Origin of the sequence: Sulfurimonas sp. ST-27, assembly GCF_048081595.1 — a bacterium.
GTDB classification, from domain to species: domain Bacteria; phylum Campylobacterota; class Campylobacteria; order Campylobacterales; family Sulfurimonadaceae; genus Sulfurimonas; species Sulfurimonas hydrogeniphila.
In genome coordinates this window covers 437,998-459,353 of sequence record NZ_CP182226.1, presented here as the reverse complement: position 1 = coordinate 459,353, position 21,356 = coordinate 437,998, and the positions used below count along the sequence as shown (strand labels likewise).

Here is a 21,356-nt window from a genome sequence, read left to right as displayed (position 1 = left end):
ATCCTCTCTTTTTATAATTTTGAAGCCATATAATCAGTTACTTCAAGCAGTCTTTGTGAATACCCGTATTCATTATCATACCACGCCATTACTTTAACCATTCTTCCACCTATAACAGATGTCGAAAGTCCGTCTATTATAGAGGAGTGACGATTTCCCAATATATCACTTGAGACTATTTCATCTTTTGTAAACTCCAATATACCCTGTAATTCACCCTCTGAAGCTTCTAAAAAAGCTTCATTGACACTTTCTATGCTCACATCTCTGTGCAACAATGCCACAACTTCGGTTATAGCACCGTCGGGAACAGGCACCCGCAGTGCCATCGCTTCCATTTTTCCTGCCAATGCCGGAATAACTTCAACCGTGGCGACTGCCGCACCCGTTGTCGCCGGTATAATGTTTATAGCCGCTGCACGACCGCGTCTGCGTTTTTTTGCACGTTTGTCAACTGTTACCTGTGAGGATGTATAGGCATGGGTTGTCGTAATCATGGCATTTTGCACACCGAAACTCTCTTCAAGCACTTTCATCACAGGTGCAAGTGAATTTGTCGTGCACGAAGCATTGGAGACAATATGGTGCTTTGCAGTGTCATACTCCTGATGGTTCACACCTTTGACTATCGTCAAATCCACATTTTTTCCCGGTGCGGAGATAAGCACTTTTTTTGCCCCTGCTTCTATATGCTGCACAGCCAAAGTTCCATCCGTAAAACGTCCGGTACAGTCTATAACAATATCTATACCCAACTCTTTCCACGGCAGTTCAAGCGGATTGTGATTACTGACGATTGTAATTTCATGCCCGTCAATGATAAGTTTGTTTTCTTTTGTTTCAATAGAAAAATCTGCCCGCCCATGCACAGAATCATATTTCAGAAGGTACGCAGCATCTTCTACACTTGAAGTGTTTGCCGCAACTATTTCACAGTTTTTTGGAAGATTGTTAATATAATGCCGAAGTACCTGATTGCCTATTCTTCCGAGTCCGTTAATTGCTATACGTTTTTTCATAATTATTCTCTTTTATTTTCATTTATTGACTGTTACCTTTGTCTTAGCTTTTGCTTTTTTGCATCATAGATTTAAAAAATATCTGCTGTGCCAATTTACCAAAAGCTTCACCCAGTGTCGGATGCGGATGAATTGCCCCTAATACGTCCATAGCAGTCATTTTATTTGCTACTATCAAAGAAGCCTCTCCCGCAAGAGATGAAGCATCTGCACTTACAATCTCTACACCTATGATAATTTTTGTTTTCTTGTCAATAATAAACTTCACAAAGCCGTCTGTTCTTTTGTCTATTTGTGCTCTGGCATCTATCTCATAGTTATAGACTTCTGTGCTTATCTCTATCTCTCTTTTTTTTGCAACATTTTCATCTATTCCGACTACAGCAATTTGAGGATCACTAAAAAGTACCCAGCTGTTTTTGTCATAATCGACTACATGCGGGCTTGGCGCATACATGTTGTGTACAACTACACCAGCTTCATAACTTGCAGTATGTGCGAATTTTGGGCTATTGATACAATCGCCGCAGGCATAAATATGTTCCTGAGATGACTGCAGTTTTTCATTAACCAGTATCCCTTTTTCATCATATGCCACTTTAGCTTTTTCAAGGGCCAGATTATCAAGATTTGCCACACGACCTGTTGCCATGACAACATTGTCATACTCAAGAATCTGTTTTTTACCTTCTTGTTTAAAATGTATGATAAATTTATCATTTTCATAATCAATCTTCTCCAACACTGCATTCAAGTCTACTTTGATACCAAGTGTAAGCATATTGTTATAAACAATGTCTGTTGCATCTTTACTGATGTGCTGTAAGATTTTTTCACCACGCTCCAGCACATGACATTTTGTGCCAAGTTTTGCAAACATTTGCACCAATTCACAACTAATAGCACCAGCACCTATAAAAAGTAACTCTTTTGGTATCTCTTCTTCAAAAAACAAATCTCTGTTTGTCCAAACTTTGTCAACCCCATTCCCTTTTATATCAGGAATTGAACTTTTTGCACCTGTCGCAATCAGTGCCTTTTTAAAACCAAAAAGCTCTCCACCTACTTCTACGGTATGCCCGTCAACAAAGGCTGCTTTGCCTTGTTTAAAATCGAGTGAAGGTAATCTGGCTATCTGCTTTAATGCGGACATAGAGCGTTTTTTCAAAATCATATCTTTATCTTCTAAAACAGCTTCCCAATGTATCTGTTCGCTTCCTTTACGCTCTACATTAAAAGTACTGCAGGTGAGCACATCCCAATATTTGTTTGCCGCATTTTCAAGCACTTTTGAGGGAATACATCCTTCAAACAAACATTCCCCGCCCGGTGCTTCTCTTTTATCTATCAACAAAACTTTTATACCAAACTGTGCTGCTGCCATAGCCGTTGGAGTTCCTGCAGGACCTGCACCAATAATAATTAAGTCATATTCTGTTTTCATTTCTCGCTCCTATCGGAGTAGTTTTAATGCTTCTTTTACAGTAGCATTTTGCGAAGTTATTGCATAAATGGCATTTGCCATTTTTACAGCCTCCTGTAACGGCCTTTGATGAATGTTACGCCCAGTACCGTTTCCTCGAGAACCGCCTTTGTGAATTTGTTCGTACAGTTGTGTCAAAAACTCTTTTTCATCTATTTTGGCGCCGCCCTCACACAGAACACCTGTTCTGCCAGCTGCCATTGTAGCCTCTCGCAACAGTTTCGGATCAAATTTTCCTTTTTTATCATATGGCACTTTGAGTTTTACAAAGTCAGCACCCAAGGCTGCTCCGACACCTGCGGCACCGGCTATTAAATGCCCGTCATGTTCATCTTTCACAAATTTGCCTTTTGGATAAATCCACAGCACCGCCAAAAGTCCGTTTTTATGTGCTTCATGGACAATACTCGCCGCCTGGGTCAGCATCTCATGCTCATACGCACCGCCGAGATAAAGCGTGTACCCGACACCTTTTATATCAAGTTTACTCTCTTTGGCAAAGGAAACAACCTCACCGACACTCAGCCATGCTTTTGAATACGGGTCTTGTTTCTCATAAGGGACAAGATTTGTTTTAGCGTTGAGCTTTACAAGATAAGGAACATTTTTATAATCACGCCCATATCTGCTGATAAGCCCAAACTGTGTTGCAAATACACCTATTTTTGCACGTGAAGCAATTTTGAACAGATGCTCCGGAGAGTTGTCTTCAAGCGGAATATCTTTGCCGTAAAAATCATTGTTCAAATGCTCGACTTTCTGGTCTCCTGCAAAAAGCATCAAATGGTTTGTAGCGTTTGTCGCACTTTTGAGATTTTTTTTGTATGTTTCTTCTTTGTTCTTTGGTACATCTGCCGGAATATTATATTTCATCATGTTCTCCCAAGTTTTTGTTCAAGTTTGCCTACATTTTCTATGGTTTTTAAGACACTGTCAGGATTCAGACTCATAGAATCAATACCCAGACGCACAAGATACTCCGCCATTTCAGGGTAATCTGACGGTGCCTGGCCACAGATGCCGCTGTGACGGTCATTTCGTTTACAACCTTCCACTGCCAGCCGTATCATCTCTTTGACCCCTTCGTCTCTCTCATCATAATCAAAGGCAACGATTTCGCTGTCACGGTCAACTCCAAGTGTAAGCTGTGTCAGATCATTGCTTCCGATACTGAAACCGTCAAATATTTTGCTAAAAGCATCTATTTGAATAACATTGTTGGGAATTTCGCACATGACATAAATTTCAAGTCCGTTTTCACCCTGTTTGAGTCCATATTTTGCCATAGTGTCTATAACACGCTCTCCTTCATCCACTCTGCGGCAAAAAGGAATCATTAAAATAACATTTGCAAATCCCATCTCATCACGTACACGCTTCATAGCCGCACACTCCAGAGCAAACCCTTCCTCATAGTTTGGATGGGCATATCGTGAAGCGCCTCGAAAACCTATCATCGGATTATCTTCTTTAAGCTCAAAAACCTCACCGCCGAGCAGTGTTGCGTATTCGTTTGATTTAAAATCACTCATACGAACCACACAGGGTTTCGGGTATACAGAAGAAGCGATGGTTGCCACACCCTCTGAGAGTGTTTTGACAAAGAAATCTTCCATCGAATCATAAGCACGTGTCAGTTCTTCCAATTTGTTTCGTGTTGCCTCATCCACTTTTTGGGGATGTTTCAAAGCCATCGGATGCGCTTTTATGTACTCGTTAATGATAAACTCCATTCTTGCAAGACCTATCCCGTCAACAGGCAAAGAGGCGAGGGAAAAAGCAATATCAGGATTTCCAAGGTTCATCATAATCTTTGTTTTTGTTTTTGGCAGATTTGAAAGGTCTGTTCTTATGATTTCATAATCCAAAAGACCTTCATACACATGGCCCTCTTCTCCCTCGGCACAACTTACAGTCACTTCATCAGCATCTTTGAGCACCTCTGTGGCATTATCGCATCCTACAACCGCAGGTATGCCAAGTTCCCGTGAAAGAATTGCCGCATGACAGGTTCTTCCGCCTTTGTTTGTAATGATGGCAGAGGCTATTTTCATGATAGGTTCCCAGTCAGGGTTTGTGGTATCTGCGACCAGTACCTCACCGGCTTTAAAGGTATTGAGATCTTTGACGCCTGCTATGTATCGGGCTTTTCCCTGTCCTATTTTTGTACCGATAGCCTGACCGGTGACAAGAACCCTGCCCTTTTCTTTTAAATGATAGGTTTCAAGAATATTGCCTTTTTTCTGAGATTCAACCGTTTCAGGGCGTGCCTGCACCATATACAGATGCCCGTCGAGTCCGTCTTTTGCCCACTCCATATCCATTGGTTTCGTAAAACCGGCTTTTTTTGAGTAGTGGTTTTCCACCTTGATGGCATAATCTGCAAGGACCATTACCTCTTCATCTGTTATACAGAAACGGCTCTGCTCTTGTGCTGTCGTCGGTATGTTTTTTGTGTATTCCACTGCTATATTGTCCAGATTTATCGTATCTGTAAAAATCATCTTTTTTTCTTTGGAACCCAAAGAGCGTTTGAGAACAGTACGAAACCCTTTGTTGAATGTCGGTTTATGCACATAAAAAGCATCAGGGTTGATGCTTCCCTGCACAACATTCTCGCCAAGTCCGAGTGCTGCATTTATGAAAACAACATCTTTAAAACCTGTCTCGGTATCAAGTGAAAACATGACGCCGCTCGCCCCGATATCACTGCGCACCATTTTCATAACAACTACAGAGAGGTAGACTTTGAGATAGTTAAAACCGTTATCATATTTATAATGTATAGAGCGATCTGTGAAATTTGATGCCAGACATCGTTTGTAGGCATCCAGCAGTTCTTCTGCACTTGAAATATTCAGATACGTGTCATTTTGTCCTGCAAATGAGGCTTCCGGAGAATCTTCAGCCGTAGCAGAGGAGCGAACAGCCAGAGAGAGACTCTCCCCGTACTCTTCTTTGAGTTTTTCATACGCCTTTACAATATCCTCACGCAGATCATCCGGCAGTTTTGCATTATAAACTATCTCACGGCATTTTTTTCCTGCACTTTGCAGGGCATCAACATTGTCGACATCAAGATTATCAAGGAGTGCATGCAGTTTTTCCCAGGCATTGTTTGCATCCAGTACATGTATGTAAGCACTCGATGTAACGGCAAAACCATTGGGCACACGGACACCTTCCGCTGTCAGATTCTGATACATCTCTCCAAGGGAAGCATTTTTCCCGCCAACCTCGGCAACATCCTCTATCCCGATTTCCTGAAACCATTTAATATTTTTTGACATCCTTGCACTCCTTGAAATACTTTTTGCTTTTTGCTCTTATAAAGTATTGTACTCCTTTTTCAGTAAACAAATATCCAATAATATACAACTATTTTCAATACAGTGTTTACTGTCTGTTATCAATTATATTTCATAATTAGACTAAATAAACTTGATATTAAAAGGATAAAGTTATGAAAAAAAGAGTTATATTATCAACAGTATTGGCAGCCGTACTGCTTTCAAGCTCAGCACTCTATGCAAGCTACAATGACAGTGTTTCAAAAAAAGAAGAGAGAGCCATTAATAATCCGACTTTGGTAAAAGGTCACGCTGCTGCCCAGGCAAAGGTGGAAGAATCCCAATCCAAAGAAGAATTTATGCGTAAAATGGATGCTAAATATTTTCAATCAGATGCAAAAAAAGAGGATATGCGAAGGTTGAAAGATGTTGTCAATCAAGAAGCAGACCAACACAGACAAACCCTGCAAAAAGCACCAAAAGAGATTGCACAGGCGCTCAGACAGACAGTTGAAGCCCTTAAAGCTTTGCAAAAAAGAGACACAAAAACAGCAAAAGATGCCCTCAACAAAGCCACTAAACTTTTTGACACGGCACTCAAAAACAATCCGAAACTCACACTCGTACCGGTTGCAGATGCCATAGAGGTCCATGATTTTACAGGAGATGCCAAACTGGTCAAACACATCATAAAATCTGCGCAGGATCTGCTGGATGATTATGATACACAGGCGGCCAGAGCCATTCTCATGCCTTTAGAAGATGAAATGGTAATGACAACACAGTATCTGCCGATGGGTATGTATCCGCTTGCGACAAAAGAAGCACTCAAAGAGTTAAACAAAGGCAAAGCCAAAGAGGCTTTTTCAATGCTTGTCACTGCCTTAAACGGTATAGTCATTAAAACAACCATTGTTCCTTTGCCGCTTATTACGGCACAAAGCCTGGTAGTCGAAGCATCCAAACTCAATAAAAAAGAGAAAGACAAAGCACTCAAGCTGCTTGATTTGGCACAGGATGAACTTGAAAAAGCAGTCTATCTGGGTTATACAAAGAAACATGCGCCTGAGTATAAGATGCTGCAAAAAGAGATTAAAAATATTGAAAAAGAGATTAAAGGGAAAAATATTGTTGCAAAACTCTATGAAAAAATCAAAAAAGATTTTGCATCACTGCTTACAAAACATGAAGCGGACACAAGTACAAAAAAACACTAACTGTACTCACGATTACATGCCAGTTTCAGACAGTTTGGCAACTGTCTGTCTGCAAGAAACGCCTTCATGTTTTGTAAAGAGATCTGCATAATTCTTTGCAGAGCCTCTTTTGTATAGTATGCCATATGCGGCGTGTAGAGAATGTTATTTCGATGAATGTACTTTATGTCGCTTATAACATCGAGACAGAGAATATTTTTCATTCTTCCGTACAGCACATCTTCAATCAGCTCTCCGCGTGCCGTATTGACAATAATGGCATCTTTTTTTAGTCCTGCTGCATTTTTTTCATTCAAAATATTTTTTGTAGCCGGTGTCAAAGGAAGTGCCAGCATCAAAATATCACTTTGTGCTATCACAGAGTCCAAATCACAAAAATCAATCCCTAACGTATCGACAATCGGTTTTTTTGTCCTTGAACAGGCGACTACTTTCATTCCAAAGCCTTTGCCAATTTGTGCCATTTGCGAGCCTATGGTTCCAAGACCGAGTATTCCCAGTGTTTTTCCCGAGATTTCCATACCCTGAAGATCACTGTAGTCAAAATTGTTTTGTTTTGTGCGCTGCAGAGCCATATGTGTATGTCTTGTGGCATTTAAAAGCAGTGAAAATGCAAACTCTGCAACAGCAGGACCGCCATAGCCTGCAACATTCGAGACAAGCAGTCCGCGCCGGTAGAGTGTATCGCATTTTATATGATCATAGCCTGTTGATCTTGTCTGCAGGTACTTCAGTGCCGGAAGTTTTTCTAAAATTTCATCTGTAATGCGAGAGTGTACAAAAACAGAAACAGCATCATACGCCTGCGTCTCTTTGAGTGCCTCATTGACAGTCTCTTCAAAAAAGAAGAGTTCCTGCTCTTTGAGATGTTCTTGAAAAAAAGCTTTTTCTTCCGGTTTTGTCTCAAAAAATGCAATTTTCATCTACAGTTCCTTTTGAATTTCTTTCAAATAATAAAACATTGCAGTTTCTCCAAAAAACGGTCCAAAAATATTAAAAATCGGCAAAAAGTTAAAAAGTGCTGTGACGGCGCTGATAACGAAAAAGCCCGATTTGTATCCGGAAAGCTTTGCTCTTTTTTCCTTTGGTATCACCAAGAGAGCACTGTCGTTGACAAAAGTATCTTTAATAAGCCAAATCCATAAGCCGAGTTGCAAAACAAAATTAAGCACCGGGATAAACAGCAAAGGAAAAGCGACAATCGAAACCACCGTATATATCGCTATATCCAGCAGTCTGTTTTCGCTTGCTTTGACCTCATCTTCCTGTAAAAGCGGTTCATAAGGAAAATGCTCTTCATTGATATCTTCCAGCAATGCCTCACTGAAAAAGCTTGTTATCAGCAACATACTGACAATGATACCGCTGTAGATAAAATAGATCCCCAGCAAATATGCCAGACTTTCCTGTACTGTCTCAAACGGCAACCAGTTAAAAAGTCTTAAAAACTGCTCATGCAAATATGCACCTTTAAAAAACCATATTACAGCCCAAAATACAGCACTTAAAAATACAACAAGCAGTGAAAAGGAGCTGTACTTTTCTTTAGAAACCCTCTCTAAAATCATATTGCCAAAAAATGCCAAAATCAAGGCAAAGGTAACCAATACCAGAGAAAACCATAAAAAGGAGGAGAAGATCCAGGCTCCGTTTGAACGAAGCATAGAAAACGGTACCAAATCAATAAAACCTGCGGCGACAGAGATAAGTCCGCCCCACATAAAATAGCCGATGATCGACCAGACAATGGTAACGGCTGCCCCTATTGCCAAGGCACGTTTCATTATTTTGTAATTGAGTATTTCACTAAAACCAAAAAGTATTGCTTCTATAATGTTTTGCATCTTACTTTTTTTCGCACTTCATTGCATTTGCTTTGATGAATGAGAGTTTACTGAGTATATGCCCGAATTCGGCATCTTCTTCTTCAAATTTCTTACGAAGTTCGGCTCTTTTTTCCTCTAAAATCTCTATCTGTTTTTCAACATCTTTAGGATTTACATAGCATTTTTTTGCCGCTTCCAGCTCTTTTTCAAGTACCCAATCCATTGCTTTTTTTAAAAAATCTACCATTTTTGATACTCCGTTTATTATTTACATGTAACAATTATAACCCTTATTTTATTAATTTTTCATACTTTTTGAGAAATTTTATAAAGATAATCATGCATGTCAAAATAGCCGATCATTCCTTCGAACAGTATTCGCAGGCACAACTCCATACATAAAAAAATCACACCAAAAAAAAGAATAAGCACAAGTTTGTTTTGTTTGCCTAAAGCCCTCTCTTTCAAAAAAGAAAATCTTTTTATAAGAAAAAAACGCATCTTCCATACCAACACCGGCACAAACAAAGCAAAGATATAATAAAAGAAAATAAATATATCCTGTGCAATGAATGTATTAAAACTTAAGATATTCCACATGTACAATTATACCCCTTATAAAAATTTCACAAGTCTGTCTGTTGCATCAAGAACAAAATCCGGCGGCATATGCCCTTTGTTATAGTAGAGATAATTGTCAAATCCCCATTTCATCATTTTTGCAAGCGGTGAATGAAAAGCAATATCTCTGTTGCCGCCGTAAAGTACATTTGAAGCAATGAGTGTGGCATCATGTCCGCCCATGTTCATAATACAAAAAATTTCCAAATCATAAGAAGGTATTTCTATATCTTCTCCCAATTCCTTCATCACAGCAGCCGCAGCAATAGCCCCCTGAATAATAGCAACATGCCCAAGTTTTGGCTGTGCAAGCGCCGTAGCGTCACCTGCTGCAAAAATGTTCGCATAATCTAAATGGCGCATCTGTTTATCTGTAGGAATAAAACCTTTTTCATCACCCAGACCTGATTCAATCAATACTTTTGGAGCACTGTAGGGAGGAATGACAATCGCTAAATCACATGCCATTCTTGAGCCATCTTCAAATGCTACATAATCTTTCGCTATTTCTGTTAAGACTTTTTTATTGGAAAGCTTTATGCCTCTTTCTTGCATAATTTTTCCAACAGCATTTCTTGGCGTATCGCCGACATCTTCAAAAAATATCTCGCCAGGAGTAAAAACCTCAATCGTATAATCTTTGGTACGTTGCAAACCTTTGTCATGTGTGAGGTAAAAGTCAAGCATAAACATTATTTCGCCTATTGGTCCTTCACACGGTGCCAAAAGTTTCGGTGCATCAACGCGTGTTCCCCAACTGCTTTTTGCAGCACCCGTTATTATTTTTCCGCCTTCAAAACTTTGTACTTTTTTCCAAAGTTTTTGCGCCTGCAGCTCGTCACACACCGAATAGCCAAACTCTTTGAAACCCTTAATCGCATCATAATCTTTTATAGCACCCGGTGCTAAAAATATGTAATCATAACCAAGCATTTCACCATTTTTCAGTGTAAGCTCATTTTTTGGGGCATCAATATTTATAACTTCATTTTGTACAAACTTTGCTCCGCGGTTCTCTAAGGTGTGTTTCAGTTCTATCAAAGAGTGTGAAACAGGAGCGCCTTCAAAAGAGACCTCGGGCAAAGAGGGCTTCAAAAGAGAGTGGCTTCTTGAGTCAACAACGGTAACTTCTATTTTTTTACCGATAAGATGGCGAATTTTGTAAAATATATGCAAGCCTGCAAAACCTGCGCCTAAAATAACGACTTTTTTCATGTTTGATCCTTATAAGTGCCTGATTTTGACTGTAACATTTTACTTTTCCTCTTTATTTTGCAAAAAGATAATCAAAACAAAAAACAGTACCAGAAACAGTACAGACAAATGTTTTTGCAAAACAATCATTATGCCGATGATGCTTTCGCCAAACAGATAGCCCAGCGATGTAAATACAACCGACCATAAGAAAACACCGATAATATCCGCAATGAAAAACTTCCAAAACGAAAATCCTGACATACCGACAAAAAGCAGTGAAGGAATGTGTGTTCCGTATATAAATCGCTCAAATATTATAACTAAAATGCCATGCTTGTGAAACCAGTGTTCAATGTTTTCTATCCGCTTCTTATAATGAACAGGTAGAAAATCTTTTTTTTTGATAAGAAAACGACCGCTTGTATAAAGAAGTATATCGCCGATCAAAGCGCCGGCAGTAGCAATCAGAATAATTTTCTCAATAGAAAATACTCCTTTTTTGGCTAAAAATCCGGCAAGTGTCAGCCCTATTTCTCCTTCGAGGATACTCCAAAAGAACAATATCCAATAAGAAAAATGATGTAATAAAAATTCCGTTATCATCTTGTTTTCTGTCCTTTAAACGTTCACAAATAATAGCGCATTTTTGATAACACTGTTCAAAAACGCTAAAACAGAGGGTTCATTAAAGAAAAGTTAATGTAAATAACAGTTATAATAAACAAACTGATCTCAGGAAAAAGATGCAATGCAGCAAAAAAGAATTATTATAAAAATTTTATTACTTTTATCTCTTTTTTCAATCTCTCTTTATGCAGATATTCAGCTAACAGGAAACTTGCATCCTGGTGATAATGTTGAGAGCAGCTTTATTCCTTCTGAACCTCTCACAAATGACACCGAAGACACATATGACTACTACCTTAACAATCCTACAAAATTTTATTTGAGTGAAAACAGTGATATTACCGCAGTAGAACTTGTAAATGCGGTAGGAATTGACAGTGCTATTCGTGTTTATATTGATGGAAATCTTGTGGGGACAGGGGCAAGCGGAAGTGCTGCCATATCACTCGATACGACACTCAGTCTGGTTAGCGGCTATCATGATATTGCTGTACGAGGGAGTTGTTATGATAGACGGGGGAATGAACTAGCCTGTAGTTCAGGGCAGGTAAGAGATATTGATGATTTTAATTTTTCAGCGCTAAAACTTATTTCTCAGCAAACAACAATCGCTTATAATTTTCTCACAAAACAGCATCTTGGCGACAATAATGACGATGATGATAACTATGATATTGACAATACCTCATACGCTTACTATCCAGATGCACCATCAGGTACATCTATTGACTACCCAATAAATGAAACAAACTCGTTTATAGGTTTTCGAATTTTTATTGCCAGAATGCGAGATATTCATGAAAACGGTATCAATAAAGTTGAAGTATTCGATTTGAACAATAATTTGATTGTATCGTGGGATATCAACAGCACCTCAACAGATAAATTTGATTTTGATCAGGCACTCATACAGAATATCAACGGGATCAGCAAAGTACGCATACAGAGCGGTAACTTTACAACACAAAGTGGAGTTGATGACATCTCTTTTGATGAGCTTATACTCATCCCTTATACATCTGTAGCAGATGCTTATCCAAAACCAATTATTGATTACCGTATGGATGAGTGTAGCTGGGACAGTGACAGCAATACTTACGAAATAAAAAACGACGGAACTCTTGGAAGTGATTATAATGCAACGGCTCTCAATGATGCCAATGTTACGGATGGGAAAATTTATACCGGTGGTAATTTTATAGCTCCAAAACAAATTGTACCACAAAATGTAATCCCTTTATCCAATAAATACACAGTTGCTACTTGGATTCAATTTCCTTTAGATACAAATAATCATGAGATATATTCTTACCAATCAGGGTTCACATCTTATGAAGAAAAATATTTCAATATTGCTGATAGGGATGGGGCATCTGATAGTTTTATATTTTTTAAATACTATAGAACAAAATTTTGGTTTTTCTCATGGAGTGCTTGGAAGTGGGCTTGGTGTGTTGATGCACAAAACGGAACGCCTACATGTAAAGATCTTAGTTTACCAAATGATTGGACTTTAGTTGATTTTATTAGTGCAAACGGACAAACTACAATCTATTATAACGGTAATGAAGAGGATACTATTAATAATGCCCTAGAAAATATACAGCTGGATCGTATAGGTGCAAGTGATTTTTACGGGGATAATGATGGCAATACCACCATCGGTGCATCTATGGATGAGTTTAAAATATTTGATGGTGTTTTAAGCCAAAATGACATTCAAGCTTTTTATAACAATGAAAACAGCGGCAACAACTATAATGGAACCAGCAGAGCTGTCCCTCAATGTGGTGGCGGCAATCAAAACAACAATAAAACCACGCTTTTTAATGCAGTCAGTTCTATTGGCGGCGTTACATGTAACGCGGTAAATGACTGGGATAACAACCTTACTACACAAATAGTCAACAAGCCTTATGGTCTTTACATCCTCTCAAAAGATGCACTGACGCAGACTGCTCCAAGCGTGGCAGACATTACAAAAGTCACACTCAAATACTATGATGACGGAAACACTACAGACTGTGGCGGCAATCTTCTTGCCAATGTCGTAAAATGTGATGACGCAACCAGCACTACATGTAACGATACCAATGCAAGCGGCTGTGCTTATTATGACAATATGACGATAGACCGCGCTGTAAAATGTGTTCAGGTTTACATAGAGGGAAGAGATCAAAACAATACCTCTTTGGACACAAACAGCTCTTATTCAAGTGATAATTATGCCGTACGCCCTGTAAATTTCACATTGAATGTCACAACTTTACCTCTGGTTGCAGGCGCAGATTTCAACACCACTTTTCAAGCTTTGGATGCAAACGGCAATCCTTCCACAGACTATAATGAAACAAGGAACAGTTCTTTTAAAGTGGACGCCAATATTACAAAAAGCACATGCAGTCTTGGAAGCTTTACGATGGAAAATTTTTCCTTTGTCAACGGACAAAAAAATGATGTCAATGCAAGCTACAGTGAAGTCGGCGAACTTAATATCACTATACAAGAGATAAACGGCAATGAATTTGCAAAAATAGATGCAGATGACACAAATGACATTCAAAGACTGATAGAACAAAATTCGACAACAGTCTCATTTGCACCACATCATTTTTCCATCATAAACTATAGCTTTACGCGCAACAATCCGGATCAGGACTGGCGATACATGGCGAATGTCAATGATGCCAACATCAGCATCGCCTTTAATGTCCGGGCACAAAACGAACAGAATCAGACAACACAAAACTTTGATGCTCTGTGCGCTGCAACAGATGTCGGTGTAAAAATAGATCTCAACACAACAAATGATGATGCGAATGCAAGTTATTTTGAGCGTATAAACAATACCGTTACAACCGGACATGATAAAAATTTAAGCAATATGAACCTGAATGCTACAGTCAATGACAGCAACTTCAGTTCCGGAGACTCAACACAAATAGAGTATGCCCTCAATGTCTACAGAGTCTTCAACGCTCCAAAAGAACCTCGTACTATCACGGTCACAGAGGTAAACACAACAAGTTCCAGTGTCATAAACAGAGGATTGACTCCGGAAAACAACAGCAGTAAATTTTACTATGCAAGACTCTATACACAGGATTTGGCAACTTCTCAGACAACTGATACCGTGCAGGCAAAAGTACTGGTCTATGACAGCCTTGCAGACAGTTATGTAAGTGATTTGAATTTGACAGAAGAGTTGAGTCACTGGTATCACTATGTCCCTCAAAACGAAAATACAAACGGAGACATCCTTGCTCTGAATGTTTCAAGAACTACAACGAAAAAATCGGCGGATGATGACGGAATGAGCGCAACAGTCAGTTTTGATACAAACGGCACCTTTAGCATAACTGTCAACAATCCAAATCAAAATACACTGACTCACTATATTCATTTGGATGTCAGTCCGTGGATCTGGTATGTCCATGAAAATTTTGGCAGTGACTATAACGAAAGTGTCGGCAGCAGTTGCAGTGAGCACCCCTGTATCAAATACAATTTCAATACACAAAGCAGCGGAACAGGTGTCAGCAGCGGGAATGTCAACGGTGTCTCTTTTGATGTCAATGTCTCCAAAAATTCTCGAGGAATCAGGCTGCTGCGATGAAAAAAGCATTTACGCTGATAGAACTTATCTTTTCTATGGTTATCATCGCCATTGCTTTCTCTGTATTGCCTAAAATTCTGCAGCTCTCCATCAAGTCATCCACAACAAGCTTAAAAGAAGAAGCAATGTTCAATGCCGTAGCCTATGTCGGCTTGATTAAATCCACCGCATGGGATGAAGAAAATACAAAAGTTGATGACATTCTTCTTGTGACCAGCGGCAACAGTGTTTATGACTGTAATGAAACATCAGGCTACAGAGCAGGCGGTATGAAAGGCTCTCGGAACTGTTTTCATAAAAAATATGCTTCTGTACTTGGGTCTGACAGCAATGATTTGGATGATATGGATGATTTTATCACGCTCAATGCAAAAAACTCCAGCAGTTCACGTGACTATAACCTCAGTGTAACGGAAAACTATATAGATGACATTACGCTCAATGCAACCCAGTACACAATTGTCTATCCTCCCAATGCCACCGATACTACCAATACAAAGTTCATAACAGTCACGGTTCAGGCAAATAAAAAAGGAAATGTTTTAGGCAACAGTTTTGTAAAAATTCCTTTTATTGCCCAAAATATCGGGCAAATCAAAGTAAACAGAAGAGTATGGCAATGAGAAGAGCGGCAACCCTTATAGAAATGATATTTGTCATTGTCATTATTTCTTTTTTGGCTACGGGTTCATTTAAAGCGATGCAGGCAATTTTAGTGCGTGAGTATAAAGCAAAACAGCTGACAAACCTCTCTTTGGAGTCTCAGATTGTTGTCAACCAAATCAGTAATTATTTAACGCAGCGCATCGTCTACAGTACCATTGGATACAACCCCAATGACGGCAGTTTTGAGTATATAGGCGATTTGACAAGCTCCAAACCTGTACTTGAGTGGATAGGCAGAGCCAATGACTTATACCTTGAAAAAAGATACAGTGGCTTTTTTGATATGGCAACAAAAACCGGTACAAAAGTCGCCTCATACGATATAGACGGCACTGCCATAGATACAAGTAAAACAGCTCTTATATTCGCAGGAAGTTTTGACCGTTCACAAAGTGACAGTGCAAATATAGCTTCGAGTTTCGGCTGGCATGAAAGCAACAGAGAGGACACCTATGATATCACAATAAGTGATCAAAATATCTCTCTTGACAACCCTGTCCCGCAATTTCTGTATGAAAAATATTTTTTGGTTGAGAGCGCTTATGCTATCGCCAGAGGAGAAGATATCGATCAAAATGCCACCTGTATCACAGATCTTGGCTTAAAGAGCAAAGATGTCAACAGTACTCTTTTTCTCTTTTCAAACTACAGACCGTGGAAGCAGGAAACATTTTGTGCAGACAAACAGGGCAACTCCAAAGTGGGAAATGTCTCTGTTTTGATGCAGAATATAGACGGTTTCAACTTCAGTGAAGTTGATTACACGATACGCATTCTTTTGGATGTCAACAAACAGATTCGCGGCGCCCACCCGGTGCACTTTTCCAAAATGAAGGTGGTATTTTAATGCGCAGCGGATTTAACCTTTTAATGGCCATTTTCATCATTCTTCTTTTAGCCGGAGCAAGTGTACTGACACTCAAGTACACTTCAATTTCTGCAAAACATTTTGCCGACAGCTATATAAAAGAGCAGGCAGAAATTTTTTCCCAAAGTGTTTTAGAGACAACAATTTTAAAAATTGAAGGGACAGACAGAAGTACCGAGTGCCTGACACTCTTTAGCCTTGATTCGGCAGACGGCAAATTTACAGCAGATGTAAATATTTCAACATATTATCTTTATGCAGATGACTATGACAATGCAACCGGGACAAACTGCAACAACATAAAAAAAAGAATTCAGACAGAAGAGTCAAACGGCTATGTTCTTATAAACATCACAGTACAGACAAACAGCAGCAATAATAAGATAGGAGACTATATATCTCCCGTCAGAATCGTAACAAGGAGCCTGCAACGACCATGAGAACAAAGGCCTATACATTAATAGAATTGATTTTTGTCATAATCATCATAGGGGTTTTAGCCGGAACAGGATTTTACTATTTTAAACCGCATTACCTTCAGAACGATCGTGATTTTTTAGAACTCCAACTCAATACAACCCGATATGAAGGACTCAATTATGACAAAAGGAATCCGTCCGGAAGTATGGATTATACTATAGGATGTATCGCTCAAGAGAATTTTTTCACCGACAGAACAACAATTGATACACATTATAAAGTACATGCTGTATTTACGGTAACTCCAAATGAGAACATTCTCTGTTTTGATACACTCGGACGCGTACACAACGGAACTGACGGAAACAAAACAACACAAAACTCATTATTGGCCAGTGATATTGTGATAACATTAAGTTACAATAACGAAGAAAAAAACATTACAATTGACCATTTCAGCGGTGACTTAAGGTAACCTAATTCATATTTTGTTATAATAAAAGAAAATAGGATTGGTTTTTGGCTGAAAATGCAATAGTTCTTCTTGATAATGAACATACTGTTATTTATGACGGACAAAAACCTGTTTTTGATACAAAGAACAAGGACCCTGAACTTTTCACTGCAGTTGTTGTTCCCTTAAAATATATTCACTCTTTTTCTTTTAAAATTGCAAATACAATCAGCGATGATGAACTCGCAATGAAAACAGAACTCAAAATGTACAAAGAGGGCGGACTTGATGTACAAAAAGAGTATGCTGTTGATTTTATCAAGTATGAGCTTGACCATGAGTATCTCATCGAAGCCTTTGCCCTTTCTCTTGATGATTTCAATCACCATATTGCGAATTTTTCATATAAAATAGATGTAGTCGACCTTGCCCTGCCCCGTTTTTTGATATATGAAGCACTTTATAAAACAGAAGAAGAGAAAAAATCAAATGATTTGTATATCTACATCAGCGACGACGAAGCTTTCGGAGCGATATACCAAAACGGCAGGTATATCGGTCACAGGGTTATCAATTCACTCAATGCTATCTCGAAACGGACAGGCCTGGAACTTGTAAAACTCAAAGAATATTTACAGGAAAAAGGCTTTAACCGTGACAACTACGGGCTTGAAGAGACCTTGATTTTAGATACCGTCATTGAAGTCTTTTCAAAAGATATAGAAAAGATTGTCTACTCTATCAACCATAAACGCGGTCTTTTCGGATTGACCGGCATAGATACAGTTATCATAGATTTTGAAGGGCACACCCTCGAAGGCATAGGAGATTTTTTCTCTCAATATGGCTTTGAACCTGTTATAAAACCTTTGACACACCATATACAGCAGGCAACACCTTCTCTTTCTGTCTTGCTTGAGTATCTCTTTGGGCTGCATCAGGGAGCAGATTTTCATCAGGTTAATTTAACACACCTTGAAAGAAAAAAACCGCTATCGCAGTATACGGGCTTTCGATATCTTACAGAAACACTTATTACAATTGTTGTTCTTTTAGGCATCGGCATCTTTGTCAGCTACTATCTCAACCAACAGCAGGAAAGAATTACCCTCCTTGAAGTCAAAGCAAAAGAGCGAAAAAAGAAGATAGAAGATCTCTCTCTTCGTTTCAAAAAGATCAAAAAGAAAAATGATCGGCTGCTCAAAGAAAAAGAAGGGCTTGAAGACAAAATATTTGTATACGAAACGACTTTCAGGGTTATTCCTATGATAGGACAAATTGGGATAAAACGGCAAAAAATGATGAATGACATTCTGAAAGTACTGAAGAAGTACCGTTTGAGCGCCTCCTCTATATTTCAAAAAGATGAAAAAAGATTTGAGATTCAACTCATCTCGCAATCCGCTAAAAGAGGTAACATTTCCAAGTTTATGCATGATCTTATAGAACTGGGATATAAAAATGTTATGACGAAAGATATTACTTATGAAGACGGTGTCTATAAAAGTAAAATCTATATCAGTGTAAAAGAAGTTGAGTAGCATGCTAAGAGATAAATTTGAAGAGATAGAGAATTTAGATTCCAGAAAAAAAACTGGCATATATATTGCTATTCCTTTTATACTGTTTGCTCTTTTTTACTTTCTGTTTCTTTCCTCTGCCCTGGATGAGTTTGATGCCAACCAAAAAAAGACAGAGGCACTGCAAAAAGAGTTAAGCAAACCGACTCTTAGGCTGCTTTTGGCAAAAACAGTTCGTTTAAAAAAAGAGATTGTAAAAAACAAAACAGCAATTGAGCAAGACAGAGAGCAGTTGAATTATTTTCAGCATAAACTGGATTCAAAAAGTTTTCTGTTTATTTCCAAAAAGTCAATCAGTCTCTTTTTGGACAAACTTTTAGATAATTCTTTGCACAAAGGTGTCTTGATTCAAGCCATCACTCTGCACAATGAGAGCAAACCCTACATAGGGAATTTAAAACTGAAAAAGGTCATCGATGTCAATGCCAGCGGACGATTTTTAAATGAACTCTCTTTTTTGCGCAGCGTAGAAAAAAGTACCATGCTGATAAAAGTTGAGAACCTGCACATTTTTTTGCAAGAAACGAATCAACCGCTTTTCTCTTTTGAAGTAAAATTTTATGGAGTTGAGAAATGAAAAAAGTGATTTTAGCCTCTGTGTGTTTTCCTTTTTTATATGCAAACTCTCTGCCCATTGTCAACTATGACCCTTTTTACAAAAGTCAGAAAATACTGCATACACGCCATGCCACCAAAAGGCAGAGCAACTCTTTTGTACTCAGTGCAATTTACAACAACCGTGCCTTTGTCAACAACAGATTTTATACTGTCGGTGAAAAAATCCAGGGCTATAAAATAAAGAAAATATATAAACAATCCGTTGTTTTGCAAAACCGCAGCCGTCTAAAAATACTGCATTTGCAAAAAAACCACCTTATCCAAATCAAACAAGCAAAAAGAGAAGAAAAATGAAAATACTACTTTTACTGTTCCTCGCACATACCCTGTTTGGATCCACTGTTTGTGAAAACCAGCTCTTCTCACTCAGTGCCTACAAACAAAAACAAAAAAGTGCTATAGAAGTCGCTTCGATTTTAAAAGAATTAAGTGCTACCTGTAAGCTCTCTATTGTATTCAATGATGACGTATCCAAAAAAATGCTTCATAAAAAACTGGATTATGTCAATATTAACAACTATACTTTTGAGCAGTTTTTAGACTTTCTGTTTAACGAGGCAAATCTTTTTTATACCTATGAGCCTACAAAAAATACCCTGGAAGTACAGTATTTGCGAACAAAAACCTTCAGTGTTGATTATATATATCTAAGTGAGTTAAGCAGTGAAAGCAGTAAGTCCATTACAACAGGAGCAGCAGGTATTGCGGCAGGTAATACAGGAGGAGGCGCAGGTGGCCTTTCTGGCGGTGGCGGCGGATTTGGCGGTGGCGGCGGTGCCGGAGGCAACAACGGACGCCAAAACAGAGGAACTTCATCTTCCAATGATTTTACCACTATTAGCTCAAAATCAAAATTTACTTATTGGGACAATCTGTACAGTAATATTTCAAAACTGTTTCATACAAAAGAAAATGTACGAATTTTCATTAACAAAGATGCTTCTCTTTTAACCATCACCACAACAAAAAAGAACCTGGAAAAGGTAGACAGATACCTTAATGTTTTACTGAAAAAAATGCACAAACAGGTGGCTATAGAAGCAAAAATAATAGAACTCACCTATGATGACAGCTCCTCAACAGGCATCGACTGGAGCAAACTTGACATCTCTTTAAGCGGGAGTATAAGCAATGACCCCGGAGCTGTTGATGCCACACTTTTAAACAAACCTTCCTATAATCTGGCATACAGTTTTTCAACAGCAAAGTTTTTAAAATATTTAAAAACATACGGGGACATCAAAGTCCTCTCCAACCCAAAAGTTGTCACAATGAACAACCAGCCTGCTGTTATCAATGTAGGAGAGCAACTCTCCTATAAATTCCAGACAGGTTCCGTGACAACGACAGGCGGCACAGCGGCCGGAACCAACACTTTTTCTGTCGGTTCGACCTTTATAGGTGTTACTCTTTATGTTATTCCCGAAGTCAGCGAAAACAATGAAATCATTATGAAAATAAATCCTGTGGTTTCCAAACTCGCTGACAACACCTCCACAACAAATACCGCTTCAAGTGCTACACGGGAGATTCCGCCTGATACAAAAATAAAGCAAATGACCTCTATTGTACGTATAAAAAACAATGAAAAAATAGTCATTGGCGGGCTTGTCAGCATCACTAAAGGCGGTTCTTCTGTAAAAGTACCTCTTTTGGGAGATATCCCGTTTTTTGGATCTCTCTTTAACTATAAAGAGAAGATAAAACAAAAAACGGAGATGTTTATTATCATACAGCCCCATGTTGTAACGACAAAAGCTATGCCGACACTCAGAGACATTGATTTAAAAGATCCGTTTTTTCAATCAACTTTTGACAAAAACAGTACCATTGAGAATACAACCAATGGGTAGG

Annotated in this window: 20 protein-coding genes; 10 read left to right on the top strand and 10 right to left on the bottom strand. The window is 38.7% G+C overall.

Going from position 1 to position 21,356, the window contains the following annotated elements:
* Positions 1-11 precede the first annotated feature (11 nt).
* The 4 genes from gap to ppsA are packed head-to-tail and all read right to left on the bottom strand — an operon-like array spanning position 12 to position 5,792.
* Positions 12-1,019: a type I glyceraldehyde-3-phosphate dehydrogenase gene (gap, locus tag ACM66U_RS02440; protein ID WP_418641047.1), complete on the bottom strand. Its 1,008-nt coding sequence runs from the start codon at positions 1,017-1,019 to the stop codon at positions 12-14.
* Positions 1,020-1,062: 43 nt separating this feature from the next.
* Positions 1,063-2,463 (bottom strand): dihydrolipoyl dehydrogenase family protein, encoded by a 1,401-nt coding sequence (locus tag ACM66U_RS02435; protein ID WP_418641046.1) that lies wholly within the window; start codon positions 2,461-2,463, stop codon positions 1,063-1,065.
* Positions 2,464-2,472: 9 nt separating this feature from the next.
* The gene (locus ACM66U_RS02430; RefSeq protein WP_418641045.1) at positions 2,473-3,375 is read right to left on the bottom strand and encodes an aldolase; all 903 of its coding nucleotides are present in this window, start codon (positions 3,373-3,375) and stop codon (positions 2,473-2,475) included.
* On the bottom strand, positions 3,375-5,792 hold the full coding sequence (ppsA, locus tag ACM66U_RS02425) for a phosphoenolpyruvate synthase (protein ID WP_151900994.1): 2,418 nt from the start codon (positions 5,790-5,792) through the stop codon (positions 3,375-3,377). Before ppsA ends, ACM66U_RS02430 begins: the two co-directional genes overlap by 1 nt.
* A 173-nt stretch (positions 5,793-5,965) precedes the next feature.
* Here ppsA and ACM66U_RS02420 point away from each other — a divergent pair, with 173 nt between their 5' ends.
* Positions 5,966-7,009: a YfdX family protein gene (locus tag ACM66U_RS02420; RefSeq protein WP_151900995.1), complete on the top strand. Its 1,044-nt coding sequence runs from the start codon at positions 5,966-5,968 to the stop codon at positions 7,007-7,009.
* Here the strand turns inward: ACM66U_RS02420 and ACM66U_RS02415 are convergent.
* The 6 genes from ACM66U_RS02415 to ACM66U_RS02390 are packed head-to-tail and all read right to left on the bottom strand — an operon-like array spanning position 7,006 to position 11,256.
* Positions 7,006-7,932, bottom strand: coding sequence for an NAD(P)-dependent oxidoreductase (locus ACM66U_RS02415; protein WP_418641044.1), 927 nt, complete (start codon positions 7,930-7,932; stop codon positions 7,006-7,008). The two genes, ACM66U_RS02420 and ACM66U_RS02415, sit on opposite strands and share 4 nt — an antisense overlap.
* Positions 7,933-8,853 (bottom strand): EI24 domain-containing protein, encoded by a 921-nt coding sequence (locus ACM66U_RS02410; protein WP_151900997.1) that lies wholly within the window; start codon positions 8,851-8,853, stop codon positions 7,933-7,935. It abuts the gene before it with no gap.
* A gap of 1 nt (position 8,854) precedes the next feature.
* Entirely contained in the window at positions 8,855-9,082 is a 228-nt protein-coding gene (locus ACM66U_RS02405; protein WP_346389356.1) for a hypothetical protein, read from the bottom strand.
* A gap of 59 nt (positions 9,083-9,141) precedes the next feature.
* Positions 9,142-9,435 carry a DUF4282 domain-containing protein gene (locus ACM66U_RS02400; RefSeq protein WP_151900999.1) on the bottom strand — a complete coding sequence of 98 codons (294 nt, stop codon included), beginning with the start codon at positions 9,433-9,435 and terminating at the stop codon, positions 9,142-9,144.
* Positions 9,436-9,450: 15 nt separating this feature from the next.
* Positions 9,451-10,671, bottom strand: a complete 1,221-nt coding sequence (locus ACM66U_RS02395) for an NAD(P)/FAD-dependent oxidoreductase (protein WP_346389355.1) — start codon at positions 10,669-10,671, stop codon at positions 9,451-9,453.
* Positions 10,672-10,710: 39 nt separating this feature from the next.
* Positions 10,711-11,256 carry a DedA family protein gene (locus ACM66U_RS02390; RefSeq protein WP_346389354.1) on the bottom strand — a complete coding sequence of 182 codons (546 nt, stop codon included), beginning with the start codon at positions 11,254-11,256 and terminating at the stop codon, positions 10,711-10,713.
* 145 nt (positions 11,257-11,401) lie between these two features.
* On the opposite strand from ACM66U_RS02390, the gene ACM66U_RS02385 reads away from it, so the two are divergent.
* From ACM66U_RS02385 to ACM66U_RS02345, 9 genes are read left to right on the top strand one after another with little or no spacing between them, the layout of a single operon-like run.
* Positions 11,402-14,896: a LamG-like jellyroll fold domain-containing protein gene (locus ACM66U_RS02385; protein ID WP_346389353.1), complete on the top strand. Its 3,495-nt coding sequence runs from the start codon at positions 11,402-11,404 to the stop codon at positions 14,894-14,896.
* Complete coding sequence (locus ACM66U_RS02380; RefSeq protein ID WP_151901004.1) at positions 14,893-15,519, top strand: type II secretion system protein; 627 nt, start codon at positions 14,893-14,895, stop codon at positions 15,517-15,519. The genes ACM66U_RS02385 and ACM66U_RS02380 overlap by 4 nt, the downstream gene beginning before the upstream one ends.
* A complete protein-coding gene (locus ACM66U_RS02375) occupies positions 15,516-16,409 on the top strand; it encodes a type II secretion system protein (protein ID WP_418641043.1) in 894 nt (297 codons plus the stop codon). The genes ACM66U_RS02380 and ACM66U_RS02375 overlap by 4 nt, the downstream gene beginning before the upstream one ends.
* The gene (locus tag ACM66U_RS02370) at positions 16,409-16,870 is read left to right on the top strand and encodes a hypothetical protein (protein ID WP_346389350.1); all 462 of its coding nucleotides are present in this window, start codon (positions 16,409-16,411) and stop codon (positions 16,868-16,870) included. Before ACM66U_RS02375 ends, ACM66U_RS02370 begins: the two co-directional genes overlap by 1 nt.
* Entirely contained in the window at positions 16,867-17,325 is a 459-nt protein-coding gene (locus tag ACM66U_RS02365) for a prepilin-type N-terminal cleavage/methylation domain-containing protein (RefSeq protein ID WP_346389349.1), read from the top strand. Before ACM66U_RS02370 ends, ACM66U_RS02365 begins: the two co-directional genes overlap by 4 nt.
* Positions 17,326-17,369: 44 nt before the next feature.
* Positions 17,370-18,845, top strand: coding sequence for a hypothetical protein (locus tag ACM66U_RS02360; RefSeq protein WP_418641042.1), 1,476 nt, complete (start codon positions 17,370-17,372; stop codon positions 18,843-18,845).
* Between the two features lies 1 nt (position 18,846).
* Positions 18,847-19,461, top strand: coding sequence for a hypothetical protein (locus tag ACM66U_RS02355; protein WP_346389347.1), 615 nt, complete (start codon positions 18,847-18,849; stop codon positions 19,459-19,461).
* Positions 19,458-19,796: a hypothetical protein gene (locus ACM66U_RS02350; protein WP_418641041.1), complete on the top strand. Its 339-nt coding sequence runs from the start codon at positions 19,458-19,460 to the stop codon at positions 19,794-19,796. Before ACM66U_RS02355 ends, ACM66U_RS02350 begins: the two co-directional genes overlap by 4 nt.
* The gene (locus ACM66U_RS02345) at positions 19,793-21,355 is read left to right on the top strand and encodes a type II secretion system protein GspD (RefSeq protein WP_151901011.1); all 1,563 of its coding nucleotides are present in this window, start codon (positions 19,793-19,795) and stop codon (positions 21,353-21,355) included. The genes ACM66U_RS02350 and ACM66U_RS02345 overlap by 4 nt, the downstream gene beginning before the upstream one ends.
* Position 21,356: the final 1 nt, after the last annotated feature.